This is a genomic window from Pseudomonas sp. GD03858 (genome assembly GCF_029840925.1).
Classification (GTDB): domain Bacteria; phylum Pseudomonadota; class Gammaproteobacteria; order Pseudomonadales; family Pseudomonadaceae; genus Aquipseudomonas.
Genome location: NZ_JAOCDM010000113.1, coordinates 1 through 19,195, shown reverse-complemented (window position 1 = coordinate 19,195; position 19,195 = coordinate 1). Strand labels below are relative to the sequence as shown.

At 65.0% G+C, this 19,195-nt stretch carries 17 protein-coding genes and 1 tRNA gene; 6 read left to right on the top strand and 12 right to left on the bottom strand.

Annotation, left to right across the window (positions count from 1 at the left end; all coding sequences use genetic code 11):
• Window positions 1-520: 520 nt before the first annotated feature.
• The 3 genes from N5D48_RS22045 to N5D48_RS22035 all read right to left on the bottom strand — a co-directional run bounded on the left by N5D48_RS22045 (window position 521) and on the right by N5D48_RS22035 (window position 3,941).
• Window positions 521-1,951 (bottom strand): aldehyde dehydrogenase family protein, encoded by a 1,431-nt coding sequence (locus N5D48_RS22045; protein WP_279887968.1) that lies wholly within the window; start codon window positions 1,949-1,951, stop codon window positions 521-523.
• Between the two features lie 13 nt (window positions 1,952-1,964).
• Entirely contained in the window at window positions 1,965-3,464 is a 1,500-nt protein-coding gene (locus N5D48_RS22040; protein WP_279887967.1) for a cytosine permease, read from the bottom strand.
• A gap of 87 nt (window positions 3,465-3,551) precedes the next feature.
• Complete coding sequence (locus N5D48_RS22035; RefSeq protein ID WP_279887966.1) at window positions 3,552-3,941, bottom strand: nuclear transport factor 2 family protein; 390 nt, start codon at window positions 3,939-3,941, stop codon at window positions 3,552-3,554.
• A gap of 464 nt (window positions 3,942-4,405) precedes the next feature.
• Here N5D48_RS22035 and N5D48_RS22030 point away from each other — a divergent pair, with 464 nt between their 5' ends.
• The 6 genes from N5D48_RS22030 to N5D48_RS22005 are packed head-to-tail and all read left to right on the top strand — an operon-like array spanning window position 4,406 to window position 10,082.
• Complete coding sequence (locus N5D48_RS22030) at window positions 4,406-5,095, top strand: hydrolase (RefSeq protein WP_279887964.1); 690 nt, start codon at window positions 4,406-4,408, stop codon at window positions 5,093-5,095.
• 34 nt (window positions 5,096-5,129) lie between these two features.
• A complete protein-coding gene (gene ycaC / locus N5D48_RS22025; RefSeq protein ID WP_279887962.1) occupies window positions 5,130-5,750 on the top strand; it encodes an isochorismate family cysteine hydrolase YcaC in 621 nt (206 codons plus the stop codon).
• 60 nt (window positions 5,751-5,810) lie between these two features.
• On the top strand, window positions 5,811-7,967 hold the full coding sequence (locus N5D48_RS22020) for an FUSC family protein (protein ID WP_279887961.1): 2,157 nt from the start codon (window positions 5,811-5,813) through the stop codon (window positions 7,965-7,967).
• Window positions 7,957-8,163: a DUF1656 domain-containing protein gene (locus tag N5D48_RS22015; RefSeq protein WP_279887960.1), complete on the top strand. Its 207-nt coding sequence runs from the start codon at window positions 7,957-7,959 to the stop codon at window positions 8,161-8,163. Before N5D48_RS22020 ends, N5D48_RS22015 begins: the two co-directional genes overlap by 11 nt.
• A 9-nt stretch (window positions 8,164-8,172) precedes the next feature.
• The gene (locus N5D48_RS22010) at window positions 8,173-9,117 is read left to right on the top strand and encodes an HlyD family secretion protein (protein WP_279887969.1); all 945 of its coding nucleotides are present in this window, start codon (window positions 8,173-8,175) and stop codon (window positions 9,115-9,117) included.
• A 38-nt stretch (window positions 9,118-9,155) separates the two neighbouring features.
• Entirely contained in the window at window positions 9,156-10,082 is a 927-nt protein-coding gene (locus N5D48_RS22005; protein ID WP_279887959.1) for a LysR substrate-binding domain-containing protein, read from the top strand.
• On the opposite strand, the gene N5D48_RS22000 is transcribed toward N5D48_RS22005, so the two are convergent.
• The 9 genes from N5D48_RS22000 to N5D48_RS21960 all read right to left on the bottom strand — a co-directional run bounded on the left by N5D48_RS22000 (window position 10,060) and on the right by N5D48_RS21960 (window position 18,361).
• On the bottom strand, window positions 10,060-11,229 hold the full coding sequence (locus N5D48_RS22000) for an MFS transporter (RefSeq protein WP_279887957.1): 1,170 nt from the start codon (window positions 11,227-11,229) through the stop codon (window positions 10,060-10,062). The genes N5D48_RS22005 and N5D48_RS22000 overlap by 23 nt on opposite strands.
• Window positions 11,230-11,561: 332 nt before the next feature.
• Window positions 11,562-12,662 carry a redox-regulated ATPase YchF gene (gene ychF, locus N5D48_RS21995; RefSeq protein ID WP_103445718.1) on the bottom strand — a complete coding sequence of 367 codons (1,101 nt, stop codon included), beginning with the start codon at window positions 12,660-12,662 and terminating at the stop codon, window positions 11,562-11,564.
• A gap of 22 nt (window positions 12,663-12,684) precedes the next feature.
• Complete coding sequence (gene pth / locus N5D48_RS21990) at window positions 12,685-13,269, bottom strand: aminoacyl-tRNA hydrolase (protein WP_279887954.1); 585 nt, start codon at window positions 13,267-13,269, stop codon at window positions 12,685-12,687.
• A gap of 79 nt (window positions 13,270-13,348) precedes the next feature.
• On the bottom strand, window positions 13,349-13,945 hold the full coding sequence (locus tag N5D48_RS21985; protein WP_279887953.1) for a 50S ribosomal protein L25/general stress protein Ctc: 597 nt from the start codon (window positions 13,943-13,945) through the stop codon (window positions 13,349-13,351).
• A 123-nt stretch (window positions 13,946-14,068) separates the two neighbouring features.
• A complete protein-coding gene (locus N5D48_RS21980; RefSeq protein ID WP_016391678.1) occupies window positions 14,069-15,010 on the bottom strand; it encodes a ribose-phosphate pyrophosphokinase in 942 nt (313 codons plus the stop codon).
• A gap of 45 nt (window positions 15,011-15,055) precedes the next feature.
• Window positions 15,056-15,130, bottom strand: a tRNA-Gln gene (locus N5D48_RS21975).
• Between the two features lie 20 nt (window positions 15,131-15,150).
• A complete protein-coding gene (ispE, locus tag N5D48_RS21970) occupies window positions 15,151-16,011 on the bottom strand; it encodes a 4-(cytidine 5'-diphospho)-2-C-methyl-D-erythritol kinase (RefSeq protein ID WP_279887952.1) in 861 nt (286 codons plus the stop codon).
• A gap of 4 nt (window positions 16,012-16,015) precedes the next feature.
• Complete coding sequence (lolB, locus tag N5D48_RS21965; RefSeq protein ID WP_279887950.1) at window positions 16,016-16,633, bottom strand: lipoprotein insertase outer membrane protein LolB; 618 nt, start codon at window positions 16,631-16,633, stop codon at window positions 16,016-16,018.
• A gap of 3 nt (window positions 16,634-16,636) precedes the next feature.
• Window positions 16,637-18,361, bottom strand: coding sequence for a tetratricopeptide repeat protein (locus N5D48_RS21960; protein WP_279887949.1), 1,725 nt, complete (start codon window positions 18,359-18,361; stop codon window positions 16,637-16,639).
• Between the last annotated feature and the right edge of the window lie 834 nt (window positions 18,362-19,195).

Below are 19,195 nucleotides of genomic sequence, written 5' to 3'. Positions count from 1 at the left end.
CAGTACTCGTCGAGGGTGTCTTCGATGCCGCGCATCAGCTGGATGGCGTGAAGCAGCGCCTCGGTGGTGGGCATTCGGAAATGTCTGACGGCTGAAGAGGTATTGATCGTCGTGGGAGCGGGCTTGGCCCGCGATGGTGTTCCAAGTGATATCGCCAGAAGGCGACCATGTGTTCGCCGAGAGCCTTGCAGCGCCTGTGAGATCGAGCGCCGCCCGCGCGGCGCATCGCGACGCAAGGCCGCTCCTACATTTGTTGCAACGTGCCGAACCTGTCAGGCCATGGTTGCCCGCCTTGGTGCATGTCTTGAGACAGGTGAGGCGCCAGTGGTGCCCACGCTGCGACCGCGTCGTACCAACAAGGCGGACCCGGTAATGGCACAGGATTGACTGGCCCGAAACAGATGTAGGAGCGGCCTTGCGTCGCGATGCGCCGCGCGGGCGGCGCTCGGTCTCACAGGCACTGCAAGGCTGCCGTCGAACACCTGCCAGCCTCACGCGCCCTGTGAAAGGGCTCAGCTACTCACCCCAAACACCGCGTCACATGCTTCACCGACTGATACCCCGAGAGCCCCCAAGGCCCAAGCTCTCGGCCAATCCCGCTGCCCTTGGTCCCGCCCCACGAGGTTTCGACGAACACCGCCTGCACCGAGTTGATCCACACATGCCCGACCTCCAGCGCGTCGGCCACGCGCTCGGCGCGTTCCAGGTCGGCGGAGCACACGGTGGCCACCAGCCCGAAGCGGCTATCGTTGGCCTGGGCGATAGCCTCGGCCTCGTTGCCGAAGCGTCGTGCGCACAGCACCGGCCCGAAGATTTCCTCGCCCCACAGGCGGCTGCTCACCGGCACATCCACATACAGCGTCGGGCTGACGAACCAGCCATCGCGGTCCAGCGCCTTGCCGCCGGCCAAGCACTTCAGGCCCTCTTCGCGGGCGGTGGCGAAATAGCCGGCAACCTTGAGCCATTGCGCCTGGCTGGTCAGCGGCCCCATGTCCACTTCTTCAGCCAGCGGGTTGCCCACGCGCAAGGCCTGCAGCGCCGCCTGCAAACGCGGCAGCAGCGCGTCGGCGATGCCTTCCTGCACCAGCAGGCGCGAGGTGGCCGAGCACATCTGCCCGGCGTTCCAGGTGATGCCGGCGACAATCCATTCCACCGCCTGGTCGACATCGCAATCGTCGAACACCACGATCGCCGACTTGCCGCCCAGCTCCAGCGTCACTGGTCTGCACTGGGCCGCGGCGGCGCGCATCACCTGGCTGCCGACACCGTTGCTGCCGGTGAACGACAGCTTGTCCAGGCCGTTGTGGCCGCTCAGCGCGGCGCCGGTCTCGGCCTTGCCGTTGACGATGTTCAGCACGCCGGCCGGCAGGCCCAGCACCTCGGCGATCTGGCCATAGGCCTGCTCGATCAGCGGGGTGACTTCGGAGGGCTTGAGCACCACGGTGCAGCCGGCCGCGAGGGCCGGGGCGAGCTTCCAGGCGCTGGTCACCAGCGGGAAGTTCCACGGCACGATCAGGCCGACCACGCCCACCGGCTCCAGACGGGTGCGGGCGGAGAAGCCCGGCGCGGCCAGGGGCACGTCGCGGTTCTGCGCCGGCAGTTGCTCGGCCAGATCAGCGTAGTAGGCGAAGGTGGCGATGGCGTCGTCCAGGTCGATCTCGGCCTCGTGGCGTGGCTTGCCGTTGTTGCGCATCTGCAGGTCGATCAGTTCGTCGCGGCGCTGGCCCAGCTGTGCGGCGAAGCCGCGCAGGTAGCTGGCGCGTTCGGCGGCGCCGACCGTCTTCCAGGAGGCCAGGGCGCGGCGCGCGGCGGCCACGGCCTGGTCTACCTGGTCGGTGCTGGCGGCCATCAGTTCGGCGAACGGCAGGCCGTCGGACGGGTTGTGGACAACGATGCAGTCGCTGCCCTGGCCTTCGACCCAGCGGCCGTCGATGTAGTGAGGTGTGGTCATGGTCGGATTCCAGTCAGGCCATTTCGGCGGTGGTCACGGGCTTTACGGGCGTGCTTTTGCAGCGCACCCAGCGCGGGCCTTGTGGGCCATACACGCCAGCGGGTTCGGGGAACAAGTTGAGCAGGGTCAGGTACAGCACGGCGGCGATGCCGAGGGTCACCGGCAGGCTCAGGTCGATACCGCCGGCGAGTGTGCCCAGCGGGCCGACGAACTGCCCCGGCAGGTTGACGAAGCACAGGCCGACGACCGCGCTGGGGATCCACGCGCCCATGCCACGCCAGTTCCAACCGTGGTCGAACCAGTAGTGGCCGCCTTGCTGGCCACGGGTGAATACCTGCAGGTCGTCGGCATGGTAGAAGCCGCGGCGGGTGATCAGGCCGAGGATCATGATCACCATCCAGGGGCTTGTGCAGGTGATGATCAGCACGGCGAAGGTCGACACGCTCTGCACCAGGTTGAAGGTGAAACGGCCGACGAAGATGAAACCGATGGCCAGCACGCCGATCAGCAAGGTGGCGGCGGCGCGGCTGAGCAGGCGCGGGAACACGCTGGACATGTCCAGGCCGGTACCGTACAGCGCCGTGGTGCCGGTGGACATGCCGCCGATCACCGCGATCAGGCACACCGGCAGGAAGAACCAGCCCGGCGAGATCGCCAGCAGCCCGCCGACGTAGTTGTTGGCGGCGATGTAGTCCGGTGCCTGGCTGGCCACCAGGGTGGCGGTGCACAGGCCGAACAGGAACGGGATCAGTGTGGCCGCCTGGGCGAGGATCACTGCCAGCATGATGCGTGACTTGGGCGTTTCGCGTGGGATGTAGCGCGACCAGTCGCCGAGGAACGCGCCGAACGACACCGGGTTGCTCATGGCCAGGATCGCCGCGCCAACGAACGCCGCCCAGAAGCCAGCCTGGCCGAGATTGACGCTGCCGGCGTAGCCCGCGTCGAACGGCCCGGCGAAGGCGAAGATGCCCAGCAGGAACAGCAGGCTCGAGGCCCACACCGCGATCTTGTTGACCCACAGCATGAAGCGGAAGCCAAAGATGCACACCACCAGCACCAGCACCGCGAACAGGCCGTAGGCCAGGCCCAGGGTCAGGTCGGTTTCCGGCAGGCCGACCAGGCGCTTGGCGCCGCCGACCAGGGCATCGCCCGAGCTCCACACCGACAGCGAGAAGAACGCCACGGCGGTCAGCAGCGACAGGAACGAGCCGACGATGCGCCCGTGCACGCCGAAGTGCGCGCCGGACGACACTGCGTTGTTGGTGCCGTTGAGCGCGCCGAACAGGCCCATGGGCGCGAGGATCAGCGCACCGACGCCGACGCCGAGCAGGATCGCCCAGACCCCGGCCTGGAACGACAGCCCGAACAGCACCGGGAAGCTGCCCAGCACGGCGGTGGCGAAGGTGTTGGCGCCGCCGAAGATCAGGCGGAACAGGTCCAGCGGGGCGGCGTCGCGTTGATCGTCGGGGATCTGTTCGACGCCATTGGTCTCGATACCGGTCGAGTGGCTCATGGTGGTGCTCCAGCGCGAATGTTGTCGGCCGTCGGGCGGCCTTGTTGTGGATGCGATGGCAGTGCGGCAGGGCCGCTTGAAAGGAGATCAGGCCGGCGAGATGACCGACAGGTGCTCGTGACAGGCCAGCCAGCGTTCGTCTTGCCGGCGGAAGACGATGGTCTCGCGTTCGTTCAGGTCGAGGGTTTCGCCAGCGACGCGCAGGCGCGTGGCCACATCGTGCATGAAGATCGCCACATCGCCCTGCAGGCTCACCTGCGCGTTGCTCGACTCACAGCCGAGCACGGCGAATCCGTCCGCCTGCCAGCTCGCCCAGAGATCTTCATAGGCGCGGCGAGACAGCAGCGGTTGCGGCACGGTGTGGAAAAGGAAGGTGGCGTCTTCGCTGAAGCAGGCGAAGTAGCGGGCGGTGTCGTTGCTGGCGAAGGCGGCGACGAGGTCGGTGGCGGCCTGCCGTACCTGGAGTGTCTGGTCCACGGGAGTGGCCTCACGATTTATTGTGATTGTTGGTGAAGCGATTCTGGTGGGGGCGGGCGGGGGGAAAAATCGCTGCGGGCAAATAATCAGTTCAGAAATTTGTGAAGTGTTATGGGCTGCTCCCAAACACTGTCCCGTTCAGATTCCCGCGATCCCTGTGGGAACGGGCTTGCCCCGCGACAGCGATATCGAACCGTGTGTCGTTCTTCATATGGAACTCTGAGGGTTCATCCATGGACCTACCGGCCCATGCCTCCATGCCTCTACCTTTGGGCTCGTTGCCCGCTTGGCCAAAGGCCGCTCGGGCTGCCTCGACATTTGTCGATTTCCCAAGGTCACCGACTGACGGTCGTCCCGATTAGCCGGTGTTGCCTAATCTCATAATCCCCACTGTGGACTTGTGGGTCGCGGTCCCTCCGCATTGGCCAGGATGGCCTGTTCTCCAAACCAACGAGGAGAGAACGATGAGCAATTTCGCGCAAGCCGCCAACTTCGAAGGTCAGGCCCCACGCATCGACCCCGATAACGCCACGATGCTGCTGATCGATCACCAGAGCGGTCTGTTCCAGACGGTCAAGGACATGCCCATGACCGAACTGCGGGCCAACGCCATCACCCTGGCCAAGATCGCCAGCCTGGCGAAGATCCCCGTCATCACCACCGCATCGGTGCCGCAAGGTCCCAACGGCCCGCTGATTCCGGAAATCCATGAGGCCGCGCCGCACGCGAAGTACGTGGCTCGCAAAGGCGAGATCAACGCCTGGGACAACCCTGAGTTCGTCGCCGCGGTGAAGGCTACCGGGCGCAAGCAACTGATCATCGCCGGGACCATCACCAGCGTGTGCATGGCCTTCCCCAGCATCAGCGCGGTGGCCGCCGGCTACCAGGTATTCGCGGTCATCGATGCGTCAGGCACCTACTCCAAGATGGCCCAGGAAGTGACCCTGGCGCGGGTGGTGCAGGCCGGCGTGGTGCCGATGGACACCGCCGCCGTCTGCTCGGAAGTGCAGCGTACCTGGAACCGCCCGGACGCCGCCCAGTGGGCCGAGGCCTACAGTTCGGTGTTCCCGCATTACCAACTGCTGATCGAGAGCTACATGAAGGCTCAGGCCGTCGTCACCCAGAACGAGCAACTGGACTCGCAGCGCAGCTGAACCACGCCTTTCAATCCACGCAAGGAGAAGCATCATGGCATTCCAATACAAGCGTCTGGACAAGAACGACGCCGCGGTACTGCTGGTCGACCACCAGACCGGGCTGCTGTCGCTGGTGCGCGACATCGACCCGGACCGGTTCAAGAACAACGTATTGGCACTGGCGGACCTGGCCAAGTACTTCAAGCTGCCGACCATCCTCACCACCAGCTTCGAGACCGGTCCCAATGGCCCGCTGGTGCCCGAGCTCAAGGAGCAGTTCCCCGACGCGCCCTATATCGCTCGCCCAGGCAACATCAACGCCTGGGACAACGAGGATTTTGTCAAGGCGGTGAAGGCCACCGGCAAGAAACAGCTGATCATCGCCGGTGTGGTCACCGAGGTGTGCGTGGCCTTCCCGGCTCTGTCGGCGCTGGAAGAGGGCTTTGACGTGTTCGTGGTCACCGACGCATCGGGCACCTTCAACGAATTGACCCGCGACTCGGCCTGGCGTCGCATGGAGGCCGCCGGCGCGCAGCTGATGACCTGGTTCGGCGTGGCCTGCGAGCTGCACCGCGACTGGCGCAACGACATCGAAGGATTGGGCACGTTGTTCTCCAACCACATTCCCGACTACCGTAACCTGATGACCAGCTACAGCAAGCTGGCCAAGTGACGGTGTGTCCGGGCCCCGGTGCGGGGGCCCGGACCCGCCTTGTCGGTTACGAGGTAATGGATGGCTCCACTGATTGCCTATTTCAGGCTTGCCCTGCGCCCCGGGCGCGATGTGTTGCTGTTCGCGCTGCGTACAGTGGTGGCGGGCCTGCTGTGTCTCTACCTGGCGTTCTTGTTCGACCTGGAACAACCGAAATGGGCGCTGATGACGGTGATCATCATCAGCCTGCCGCTGGCCGGCATGACCCTCAAGCGCAGCCTCGCGCAGGTGCTCGGCACCGTGGTCGGCGCGGCGGTGGCCGTGCTGCTGATGGCGTTGTTCGCACAGATGCCATACACCCTGGTGGTCAGCCTGGCGCTGTGGCTGGGGCTGTGTACCGCCGGCGGCACCTTGCTGCGCTACACCGATTCCCATGCCTTCGTGCTCAGTGGCTTCACCGCGGTGGTGGTGGCCATGCTGGCCGTGCCCGAGCCCGAGGGCACCTTCATGCTGGCCGTCACGCGGGTTACCGAGACCTTGCTGGCGGTGGCCTGCGTGGCCGTGGTCAGCCTGCTGAGCGCCCGTCCCCAGGCCGTGGCCAATAGCTATTTCGCCAAAGTCGACAGCCTGCTGAAACTGATCGCCCAGCATGCCGCCGAGGTGATCCGCACCGAAGAGGACGAAGCCGCATTCGGTCAGCGTCAGGCCCGGTTGATCGCCGAGGTCAGCGCTCTGGAGGGGCTGCGTCGGCACCTGTATTTCGATGCCCCGCACCTGCGCAGCGGCGATGGGCTGGTGCAACTGTTCGCCAACCAGCTGGTGCTGCTGGTTTCGCGACTGCTGGTGCTGCGTCAGCAGCGTGAGCTGATCAAGGCCCACTGGCAGGGGCCGCTGCCAGCGGATATCCAGTTGCTGCGCGACGCCGAACTGGCGAGCCTGGATGCGCTGGCGCGTGACGGCATGGCACTCTCGGCAGCGGACCGCGAGGCCCTGCGCACCCTGCACAAGGGGTTCGATGACGCCGCCGACCGTGCCGAATTTCTCAACGAGCCACTGCCCCCGCACCTGCGTGCCCTGGCCTGGGCCTTGCGCTGGGAGCAGGCGCGCCTGCTGCAGCAACTGGACGAGCTGATCGAACTGAACGAGGCGATCCAGCAGGGCCGTCTGGCCAGTTGTCCCCAGCAGCAGGGGCGCGCCAGCGCCTTGCACCTGGACTGGCCGCTGGCGGCGATGAACGCCGTGCGCGCCTGCCTGGCCCTGTTGCTGATCGGCGGGCTGTGGATCGAGAGCGCCTGGGACGGCGCGCGCTCAGCGGTGATTCTCATGGGCGTGATGTGCTCGCTGATGGCGACCTTGCCCCGACCTCTGCTGGCCAGCCAGAACTACAACCGCGGGCTGTTGGTGGGCATGGGCTTGTCCGCGCTCTATCAGTTCGCCCTGCTGCCGCTGTTCACCGACTTCGAGATGCTTGCCTTGTGCCTGGCACCGTTGCTGTACCTGGCGGCGGTCGGCCTGGCCAACCCGATGACCGCGGGGATCGGCATGGGCATCGGTCTGATCAGCCTGCTGATGATCGGGCCGCAGAATATCGGGGCCTATCACAACAGCGATATCCAGTGGTTCGAGTTCGCCGGTGGCTACCTGGTGGCCGGGGTGCTGGCGATGGCCGTGTTCGCGCTGGTATTCCCGTTCAATGCGCAGAAACGCATCGCCCGATTGTTTCGCCAGACCCGTGAGGATGTGCGCCGCCAGGTGCTCGGGAGCGGTTCGCTGGCTGGGCAGTTCGCCTTCGAGAGCCTGCTGCTTGATCGCCTGTCGGCGCTGATCGGTCTGTTGCCGGCCGCCCCGGACATGACCTCGCGCGAGCGTGTCGAGTGCGCGCTGGTATGTCCGGCGCTGGCCATCGCCCTGGGCCAGGCGCGCGCCTTGTGCAACAGTGACCTGGCGTTGCCGTCGGCGACCCGGACACGCTTGCGGGAAAGCCTGCAGGGTGTCGCCGACTTCATCGGTGGCCAGGGAGCGGTGGCGCTCGATCCGCTGTTGCGGGAACTGGACGACCAGGCGCAGCTGCTCGATGCCCTGCATGGCGCGCCAGGGCAGATGGGGCCTGACGCCTTGCGCCGGCTGTTCATCCTGCGGGTGGCGCTGGCGGTGGCCGGGCAGTTGCTGGCGCGTTATCGCCAGGTGCTGGAAGCTGAACGATCGCGGCTGTCGCCGGAGGTGGCCAATGCCCATTGATTTCGAGGTGGGCGGGGTCTACCTGCCGCCCATCGCCCAGGCGCTGCTGTTGGCGCTGCCGTTGTTTCTGCTGGTCGATGCCTTGTTGCGCCGGGTGGGCGTGCTGGCATTCGTCTGGCATCCGGCGCTGTTCCAGGGTGCCTTGTACACCGCGATTTGCGCGGCCTTGCTGTTGTGGATGGGAGTGAGTGCGTAGATGTCGTCGATCAAGCCGCTGTTATCGCGCAGCCTGACCCTGGCCATGCTGATGGTGGCCATCGTGCTGGGTTGGCAGGCCTGGAGCCATTACACCCAGGCGCCCTGGACCCGTGACGCCCGGGTGCGGGCTGATGTGGTCACCCTGGCGGCGGAGGTCAGTGGTCGCATCGTCGCCTTGCCGGTGCGGGACAACCAGTACGTGCACAAGGGCGACTTGTTGCTGCGCATCGACCCGGCGCGCTATGAGCTGGCGGTGCTGCATGCTCGGCGCGCGGTCGAGGTGGCCCGGGCCGCCCTCGGTCAGTCGCAGGCCAATATCGTCGCCAACCAGGCGCTGCTCAGGCAACGGCGTAGCGAGGAACAGCGCCGCAGCAAGTTGCAGTCACTCTCGGCGATTTCCGCAGAAGAGTGGGAAAAGTCCAAGACCGAGGTGGCGGTGGCCCAGGCCGACCTGCTGCGCGAGCAGTCCAGCCTTGGCCTGGCACAAGCCAACGTGCAGCTGGCCGAGGCCACGCTGGAGCAGGCGCTGCTGGACCTGCAACGCACCGAGCTGCTGGCGCCGGTCAATGGTCATGTCACCAACCTGCTGACCCGCCAGGGCGACTTCGCGCAGCCGGGCGCCGCGTTGCTGGCGCTGGTGGACAGCGACTCGTTCCATGTCAGTGGCTACTTCGAAGAGACCAAGCTGCCACGTATCGCCATTGGCAGCCGTGCGCGCATCGTGCTGATGAATGGCCAGGCCTTGCAGGGCACGGTGGAGAGCATCGCCTACGCCATCACCGACCGTGAGAACCAGCCGGGCAATCGCCTGCTGGCCAACGTCAACCCGAACTACACCTGGGTCAAGCTGGCCCAACGCGTGCCGGTGCGCCTGCGCCTGGATCCCCAGGGCAGTGATGCTCCACCCTTGCGGGCCGGGACCACCGCCACTGTGACGATCCTCGAGGAATGACGGATGATGCAGCGGTGAGCCGTGGACGAGTGTTGCCGATGTTTGACCTGAACGACCTGTATCTCTATGCCAAGGTGGTGGAACACAGTGGCTTCGCCCCCGCCGGACGGATCCTCGGCCTGCCCAAGTCGCGCCTGAGCCGGCGGGTGGCCAAGCTCGAGGAGCGCCTGGGCGTGCGTCTGATCCAGCGCTCCACGCGGCAGTTCCAGGTCACCGAAGTGGGGCTGGAGTATTACCGCCATTGCCTGGGCATGCTCGAGCAGGCTGTCGCCGCCGAGGATGCCGTCGAGCGCAATCGTGCCGAGCCGCGTGGCATCGTGCGCCTGGCCAGCAGCACCGAGTTGCTCGACTCGCGGCTGGCGCCGATGCTGGCGAGCTTCATGGCGCAGTGCCCGGTGGTCGAGCTGCTGGTCAAGAGTTTCAATCGCCGGGTGGATGTGATCGGCGAGGGTTTTGACCTGGTGCTCAGCGTGCAGCACCAGCGCCTGGAAAGCAGCGAACTGATCATGCGCCGGCTGGCGCCGAGCCGGCAGTACCTGGTGGCCTCCCCGGGGTTGTTGGCCGAGCATGGCCAGCCTGCTTCGCCGGCGGCACTGGATGCCTTGCCGAGCCTGTGCTGGGGGGGCAACGTTCAGGATTACACCTGGGCCCTGATCGGGCCGCAGGGCGCCGAAGCCTCCGTGCGGTTTCGACCCCGCGTGGTATCGGACGACCTGGCGGTGCTGCGCGAAGGCGCTTTGGCCGGGGTCGGCATGGTGTTGTTGCCGGAGGAGGCGGTGAGGGCCGACCTCGCCAGTGGACGCTTGCGCCATGTCCTCGAAGGCTGGGCCCCACGGGATGGCGAGGTGGTGGCCCTGTTTCCTTCCCGGCGCGGCTTGATGCCGGCTGTGCGCAAGCTGATCGACTTCCTGGCCGATGCCTTCGAGCAGGAACAGCAGGACGCTATGCCAGCTCGCGCTCGCTGAAGCTCGATGGGCGGGGCGGGCGCGCCGACCAGAGCGCCAGTGCCGCCGCCATCGCCGTCAGCAGCGCGCCGGCCCAGGGGGTGGCGGCCAGCGTCGCTTGGCTGATCACCACGCCACCGATGGCCGAACCCAGGCCGACGCCCAGGTGCATCGCCGACATGTTCAGGCTCATGCCGGCGGGGAAGGTGTCCGGTCCACGGCTGGCCAGATAGCTTTGCACCACCGGCGAGGTGGTCCAGCTCAGCCCGCCCCAGAGCATCATCGCCGGCAGGAACAGCCAGGGCGAGCCCGCGCTGAAGGGCAGTAGCAACAGGCTGGCGAGATACAGCAGCGGCGCGATCGCGATCGCCTTGCCTGCGCCAAGCCGATCGGCCATCCAGCCACCGACATAGCCGCCCGATACCCCCGCGATACCGAATACGGCGAACACCGCGGCCAGCCATTGTACCGGCACATCGGCGACCAGTTGCGCATAGGGGGCCAGGTAGGCGAATACCGTGAAATGCCCGGCGATCATCAGCAGCGATACGGCCTGTGCGGCTACCAGGCGCCCGTCACGCAGATGGCGCAGGTAGCTGCCCAGCGCCACGCGTTCGCTGCTTTGCAGCTGTGGCAGCCCGCGCCAGGCCAGCAGCAACACCGCCATGGCCAGCCCACTCAGCCCAATGAAGACCCCACGCCAGCCTGCCACGTCGCACAGCAGCATGCCGGCCGGAACCCCCAGCACCAGCGAGCTGCAGATACCCATGAAGATCACCCCGATGGCCCGGCCGCGCAGCGTCTCGGGAACCATGCGCGTGGCCATCAGCGTGCAGGTCAGGCAGGTAAGGGCGCTGGTCGCCGCCATGCCGATGCGGGCGATCAGCAGCGCCGTGTAGCCCGGCGCCAGTGCCGCCGCGAGGTTGCACAGGGCGAACAGTGCCAGCGTGGCGCACAGCAGGCGACGCAGCGGCAAGCGTGTGGTGAGCAGGGGCGAGAAGGGCGCGGCAAGGGCGAAGCTCAGGGAGAAGACCGTGGTCAGTTGCCCGGCGATGCCCAGGGGGACGTCAAGGCCGTCGGCCAGAGCCGGCAGTATGCCGACGGTGATGTTTTCCGCCATGCCCGTGACGAACGTCGCCAGGGCCAGCAGCCAGATACGCGGGCTCATGTGTTGCCTCCGATAAACGGGCCGGCCAAGGTCCGGACCCATTCGTCCCGACGGTTGACCGGCAGTGGTCAGGTCCATCGGGTTTCGAGGCAGTGCTTCGGTTATCCCGGTTCAAGCAGGGGAGAGTGTAGAAGGTTACGCGGAGGCGGTGAAGCCTTGGAAAAGCGAAGCCCGCTCCCACAGGAAACGTGTGTATCCGGGCTACTTCAACCCGGTCTCGATGAATACGATCTCGTGGTCACTGGCATTGATTGCATTGTGCTGGATTCCCGCCTGACGGAATTTGTGTCGTGGGGTAGCTTTTCCCCGCGATGGGGGACGCCGGCTTGCGCTTAGACGTTGAAGCGGAAGTGCATCACGTCACCGTCCTTGACGATGTAGTCCTTGCCTTCCAGGCGCCATTTGCCGGCTTCCTTGGCACCGCCTTCGCCCTTGAACTGGATGAAGTCATCGTAGGCCACCACTTCGGCGCGGATGAAGCCTTTCTCGAAGTCGGTGTGGATCACGCCCGCGGCCTGTGGCGCGGTGGCGCCGACGCGCACGGTCCAGGCGCGGACTTCCTGCACGCCGGCAGTGAAGTAGGTCTGCAGGTTGAGCAGCTCGTAGCCGGCGCGGATCACGCGGTTCAGGCCTGGCTCTTCCAGGCCCAGGGCCTCGAGGAACATGTCCTTCTCCTCGCCGTCGTCCAGCTCGGCGATCTCGGCTTCGATCTTGTTGCACACCGGCACCACCACCGCGCCTTCTTCTTCGGCGATGGCCTTGACCACGTCCAGGTGCGGGTTATCTTCGAAGCCATCTTCGGCAACGTTGGCGATGTACATCACCGGCTTGCTGGTCAGCAGGTGGAAGCCACGGATGACTGCTTTTTCGTCGTCAGCCATGTTCTTCATCAGGCTGCGTGCCGGCTTGCCTTCGGTGAAGTGCGGAATCAGTTTTTCCAGGATGGCCTTCTGCGCCAGGGCATCCTTGTCGCCGCCCTTGGCGTTGCGGGCGACCTTCTGCAGTTGCTTCTCGCAGCTGTCGAGGTCGGCGAAGATCAGTTCCAGGTCGATGATCTCGATGTCGCGCTTGGGGTCGACGCTGTTGGAAACGTGGATCACGTTCTCGTCTTCGAAGCAGCGCACCACATGGGCGATCGCGTCGGTCTCGCGAATGTTGGCGAGGAACTTGTTGCCCAGGCCTTCACCCTTGGAGGCACCAGCCACCAGGCCGGCGATGTCGACGAACTCCATGGTGGTCGGCAGGATGCGGTTGGGTTTGACGATCTCGGCCAGCGCGGCCAGGCGCGCGTCGGGCATCGGCACGATGCCGCTGTTCGGCTCGATGGTGCAGAAGGGGAAGTTCTCCGCCGCGATGCCGGACTTGGTCAGGGCGTTGAACAGGGTGGACTTGCCGACGTTGGGCAGGCCGACGATGCCGCAATTGAAACCCATGGATATTCCCCTTTCTTGAATGTCAGGCCTTCTGGCTGTGCAGCTCGCGCATGGCCTTGGCGAAGTCGCCAGCCAGCACGTCGGGCATCACGCCGAGGGCAAAATCGATGCTGGCGTCGAGCTTCTCCTGCTCGGCGCGCGGCGCGCGGCCCAGGACGAAGTTGGAGACCAGTTTGGCGTCGCCCGGGTGGCCAATGCCAAGCCGCAGGCGGTGGAAGTCGTTCTGGTTGCCGAGCTGCGCGATGATGTCGCGCAGGCCGTTGTGCCCGCCATGGCCGCCGCCTCTCTTGAGCTTGGCGACGCCGGGAGGCAGGTCGAGTTCGTCGTGGGCCACCAGGATCGCTTCCGGCTTGATGCGGAAGAAATTCGCCAGAGCCGCCACGGACTGGCCGCTACGGTTCATGTAGGTGGTGGGGATCAACAGGCGAACATCGTTGCCCTGATGGCTGAACTTAGCCGTCAGGCCGAAATACTTTTTGTCAGCGGACAGCGAGATGCGCTGGGCGCTGGCGAGGCGTTCAACGAAAAGAGCCCCTGCGTTATGCCGGGTCTGTTCGTATTCGGGGCCGGGGTTACCCAGGCCGACGATCAACTGGATGGCGGTCACGTCAGGGGCTCTTCCTTGGAGTTGGTGGGTTACGGTGCGCGCGGCACTGTAACCCGATCAACGCCGGCGTGCGAGTGGATTACTCGGCAGCGCCTTCAGCAGCGTCAGCGGCTACGCGCGGGGCGTGGACGTTGGCGACAGCTTTGTCATCACCGTGGGCCAGAGCGACGAACTCTACGCCTTTCGGAGCTTTCAGGTCCGACAGGTGGATGATGGTGCCGATTTCGGCCTTGGACAGGTCGACTTCGATGAACTCAGGCAGGTCCTTGGCTTCGCAGGACACTTCGATCTCGGAAACGACGTGCGAGATCTCGCCGCCTTTCTTGACCGGGGCTTCTTCACCGACGAAGTGAACTGGAACCTTGGCGGTCAGCTTCTGACCAGCAACGACGCGAACGAAGTCGGCGTGCATGATGAAGCCTTTGGCCGGGTGACGTTGCATGGCCTTGACCACGACGTTCTGCTTGGCGCCATCGACGTTCAGCTCGATAACGTGGCTGAAGGCAGCTTCGTTTTCGAACAGCTTGGCGATTTCCTTGGCCACGATGGTCAGGGATTGGGCTTCTTTATCGCCACCGTAGACAACGGCAGGGATGTTGGCGGAGTGACGCAGGCGGCGGCTCGCACCTTTCCCCAGGTCAGTACGCGCTTGGGCGTTCAGGATGAAGTCAGTCATTTTGTTTCTCCAAATTAGCCTCCCGCAAGGCGTTTGCGACCAGCGCCAGGCGGGGATGGCAAAAAAGCCCCGCCCCAACAACCAGTGTTGGGGCGGGGCGCTTTTCGTCAGCGAGTGTTCCGCTTAGCGGAACATCGCGCTGATCGATTCTTCGTTGCTGATGCGGCGCACCGCTTCAGCGACAACCGGTGCGATATCCAGCTGGCGGATACGGTCACAGGCTTGAGCAGCGGCGGACAGCGGAACGGTGTTGGTCACCACCAGCTCGTCCAGTACCGACTTCTCGATGTTCTCGATCGCACGGCCCGACAGCACAGGGTGCGTGCAGTAGGCATAGACCTTGGCGGCACCGTGTTCTTTCAGGGCCTTGGCCGCGTGGCACAGGGTGCCGGCGGTGTCGACCATGTCGTCTACCAGGATGCAGGTGCGTCCCTCGACGTCGCCGATGATGTGCATCACCTCGGAGTGGTTGGCCTTCTCGCGGCGCTTGTCGATGATCCCGAGATCGACGCCCAGGGACTTGGCGACGGCGCGAGCGCGCACCACACCACCGATGTCCGGGGAAACGATCATCAGGTTCTCGAAACGCTGGTCCTCGATGTCGTCGACCAGCACGGGCGAGCCGTAGATGTTGTCGACGGGGATATCGAAGAAGCCCTGGATCTGGTCAGCGTGCAGGTCGACGGTGAGTACACGGTCGATACCCACGACAGTGAGCATGTCAGCGACGACTTTGGCGCTGATGGCTACACGTGCCGAACGCGGACGGCGGTCCTGGCGGGCGTATCCGAAGTAGGGAATCACGGCGGTGATTCGCGACGCTGAGGAGCGGCGGAAGGCATCGGCCATCACTACCAGTTCCATCAGGTTGTCGTTGGTTGGAGCACAGGTGGGCTGAATGATGAAGACGTCTTTACCGCGGACATTTTCATTGATTTCAGCACTGATCTCGCCGTCGGAGAACTTACCGACAGACACGTCACCCAGTGGAATATGCAGCTGACGTACGACACGCCGAGCCAGATCGGGGTTGGCATTCCCCGTGAAGACCATCATCTTGGACACGCGCAGTACCTGGAGGCTGAGGGTAACCTGGATGAGTATAAGAAATGGCAGGGGCGGCTGGATTCGAACCAACGCATGGCAGGATCAAAACCTGCTGCCTTACCGCTTGGCGACGCCCCTGTATCTGTTGCTGCGAGCTCTTATGAACTCGACTTCTTGATCAGACTTTGCAGCTTGCGATGCAACATCGAAACGTTGCTTCCTTTCGCCACAAACCCTGTTTGGGTCTCTGAAAGAAGGGCCAGAACTCTATCAGCTTCGGCTTTGCTTGGGAAGGCCCCAAACACACAACTTCCAGTTCCGGTCATTCGAGCTTCGGTGAATTTACCCAGTGAAATCAGCGCATTGCGAACTTCTGGATAACGTTGCTCTACTACCGGTTGGCAGTCATTTCGACTGTTTCCCTCGGGAACGGGGCGCATCTTAAGGGGGAGGGAATCACGTGTCAACTCTGGATGCGAAAAAATTTCCGCTGTGCTGACAGACACTTGCGGCACCAGCACGACGTACCAGGGTTCCTCGGGATCGACCGGGGTAAGTTGTTCGCCAACACCCTGGGCGAACGCCGCGTGGCCGCGCACGAATACCGGCACATCGGCACCGAGCGCGAGGCCCAGCACGGCCAGGCGATCTTCGTCCCAATCGAGTTGCCACAGGTGGGCGAGTGCCAGCAGGGTGGTCGCCGCGTCGGAGCTACCGCCGCCGATGCCGCCGCCCATGGGCAGTACCTTGTGCAGCCAGATGTCGGCGCCCAGGGTGGTGCCGGACTGTTCCTGAAGCATGCGCGCGGCGCGCACGATCAGGTTGCTGTCGTGGGGGACGTCGGCGATTTCGCTGTGCAGGCGGATCACGCCGTCCTCACGTCGCGCGAAGCCCAGTTCATCGCCGTGGTCGAGGAACTGGAACACGGTTTCCAGCTCGTGATAACCGTCGGCGCGGCGGCCGGTGATGTGCAACCACAGGTTGAGCTTGGCCGGGGCCGGCAGTGTGAGCTTCGCCATCGAATCAGTGCCCCAGCTGGCGAGGTTGCCAGTCCTTGACCACCAGGGTCACGTCGATGTTCTCGCCGTGCAGCTTCAGGCGCTCGGGCAGCCAGTAGCCATTCTGTTCTATATAGCTGAGGTACTGGACCTTCCAGCCATCCTGGTCGAGGCTGGCCAGGCGGCTGTCGCCATCGAGGGTCAGCTGGCTCTTGCTGTCCGGGGCGGGCAGGCCGCGCACCCACCAGACCAGGTGGGACACCGGCAGGCGCCAACCCAGCTGTTCTTCCAGCAGGGTCTCGGGGTTCTCGGCCTCATAGCGGCCCTGGTTGGCCACTTCCAGCACCACACCGCCGGGGCGTCCGGTCAGGCGTGCCGCGCCGCGGCCCAGCGGGCCGGCCAGGCGGATGTCGTAGTAGTCCTGGCGCTGCAGCCAGAACAGCGTGCCGCTGCCGGAGTCGCGTGGGGCGCGGATGCCGACCTTGCCGCTGATCTGCCAGCCGTCGAGGTTGCCCAGTTGCTGCTTGTGCTCGCGCCACAGCTGTGGGCTGCCCTGGCCTTGCACGGCTTCCTTGCTGCCGAAACCGGCGCAGCCGGCGAGCAGGGCGATGAGGGTGAAGGTGATGCAATGACGCAGGAACATGGTTTACAGGCTCTCGGATCCGGTCAGGCGCAGCAGAGTCTTGCGCAGGATGGGGCTGTCGGCCTGGGCTTCGAAACCCTTGGCCCAGACTTGACGGGCTTCGCGGCGCTTGCCGTTGGCCCACAGGACTTCACCCAGGTGGGCGGCGACTTCATGGTCGGGGAAGCGCTCAAAGGCCAGGCGCAGCTGGCGCTCGGCCTCCTCGAGATTGCCCATGCGGTAGGCGATCCAGCCCAGGCTGTCGAGCACCGCCGGGTCGTCCGGGGTGAGCTGGTGGGCCTTATCGATCAGGGCTTTCGCCTCGGCGTAGCGGGTGGTGCGGTCGGCCAGGGTGTAGCCCAGGGCGTTGAGGGCCATGGCGTTTTCCGGCTCACGGACGAGGATGGCGCGCAGGTCTTTCTCCATCTGCGCCAGGTCGTTGCGCTTCTCGGCAAGCATGGCGCGGGTATAGAGCAGGTTGAGATCGTCCGGGTAGCGCTTGATCGCCTGCTCCAGTACCTGGCCGGCCTGGGCTTCCTTGCCGTTGTTGCCCAGGCTCTCGGCTTCGATCAGGTACAGCTGGATGGCGTAGTCGGGCTGCGCTTCGCGGGCTTCGGCGAGCAGGCGCGAGGCCTCGGCGGTGCGGCCATTGGCGATGAGGATGTCGGCCTGGCGCAATTGTGCTGGCAGATAGTCCGGGCCAGGGCCGACCAGGGCGTATTCGCGCAAGGCGGCGGCCGGCTGGCTGCGCTCTTCGCGGATGCGGCCGAGGTTGAGGTGGGCGGCGTCGACGTTGGCATCGCGCTCGACCAATTCCTGCAGGTAGCCCTCGGCTTCGTCCCAGTGCTTGGTTTCCAGGCATACCAGGGCCAGGGAATAGCGGATTTCGTCGTCTTCGGGGTACTGCTGCAGCAGGCTTTCGAACTCGGCCTTGGCATCGTCGATGCGGTCCTGTTCGACCAGGGTGCGTGCGTAGGTCAAGCGCAGGCGCTTGTCGTCGGGGTTGTCGCGGATCGCGCCGCGCAGCAGCGGCAGTGCCTCGGGGCCGCGGTCCAGCGCCTGCAGCAGGCGGGCGCGCAGCAGCACCGGGGCGATTTCACCGTTCTGCGGCGGGTGGCTTTCGAGCAGGTCGAGTGCCTGTTCGGGCTTGTCGTCCTGGTTGAGCAGCAGTGCCTTGCCGAAGATCAGCTGGCCGTTTTCGGGGTATTTCACCAGCAGGCGGTCGAAGCTTTGCATCAGGCCGTCGCGGGTGCCCTGGTCGGTTTCTGCCGCCGACAGGGCGAGGAAGTCGAAATGGGTGTCGCCCTGGCCCTGCAGTACTTTTTCCATGTAGACCATGGCGTCGTCGTAGCGTCCGGCGCGGGCCAGCTGGATGGCGGCGGCGCGCTGGGCGTCGAGGTCCTGCGGGGCGTTGCGGGCCCAGATCAGCGCGCTTTCCAGGGCCGGTTCGTCGGCGCCGAGGTATTCGGCGATGCGGTAGGCGCGTTCGGAGACGCCTGGGTCCTGGGTCTTCTCGGCCTGGTCGGTGTAGTTGGCCAGGGCGATGTCGAAGCGGTTGCGCTGGCCGGCCAGCTCGGCCACCAGCAGGCTGTACAGGGTGTCTTGCTTGAACGATCCGTACACCACGGGCTTTTCCGCGCTCTTGCTGGCGTCGGCGGCGGGCGACTGGGCGTCCGTCTTCTGCGGGGCCAGGCTCTGGCAGCCCTGGAGCAGGGCGAGGGCAAGCAGCAATGCGTAGGGTTTGTTCATAGGGGGCTTTGGAGGGCTAACCGGCGGTCGGAGCATGATGACACAAGCGCGGTGGCAAACCCACCTGCTAAGGTCGTGATGTGAAGTGGCGCTTCGCAGTATAGGGACAGTGCGCCGGGGCGGTGGTTCGCAACCACTCCACGGCATCCAGCTTTTGCCTTTGCCTTTGCCTTTGCCTTTGCTTCTGCTTCTGCTTCTGCTTCTGCTTTGTAAGCGCGCGGTAGTTCAGGCAACGCAAAATGCGACTTCAGGAGGCCGAGCGCAGGTCTTGCGGAGGGAGGTGACGGGCATGGATGCCCGTCAAGCGCTGCGCCCCAGGATGGGGCGTTCAGCGCGGTCCTCCCGGGAGCAAGACCGGAGTGAGGGGACCCCGGAGCGCAGCGTAGGGGCCGGATGAATGGAGCGAGGATTTTTTGGTTCCTTTTTGATCCTTCAAAAAGGGACCCGCCGTAAGGGCGGAAAGGTGACTACGCGTCGCCATCGCCAATGAATGAGCGCATAACTTTCAAAACTCACGCTCTGAAAGTCAAAGTCAAAGTCGGTCGGCGTGGGTTTCTACAGCTGCAAGCGCATTCATTTACGATGTCGACGCATAGTCACCTTTCCGCCCTTACGGCGGGTCACTTTTTGTCAAACGCGACAAAAAGTAACCAAAAAACGCTGCGCTCCATTCATCCGGCCCTCCGCTACGCTCCGGGTTCCCTCACTCCGGCCTTGCTCCCGGGAGGACCGCGCTGAACGGCCCATCCTGGGCCGCAGCGCTTGACGGGCATCCATGCCCGTCACCTCCCTCCGCAAGGCCTACGTTCGGCCTCCTGAAGTCGCGAAGTTACG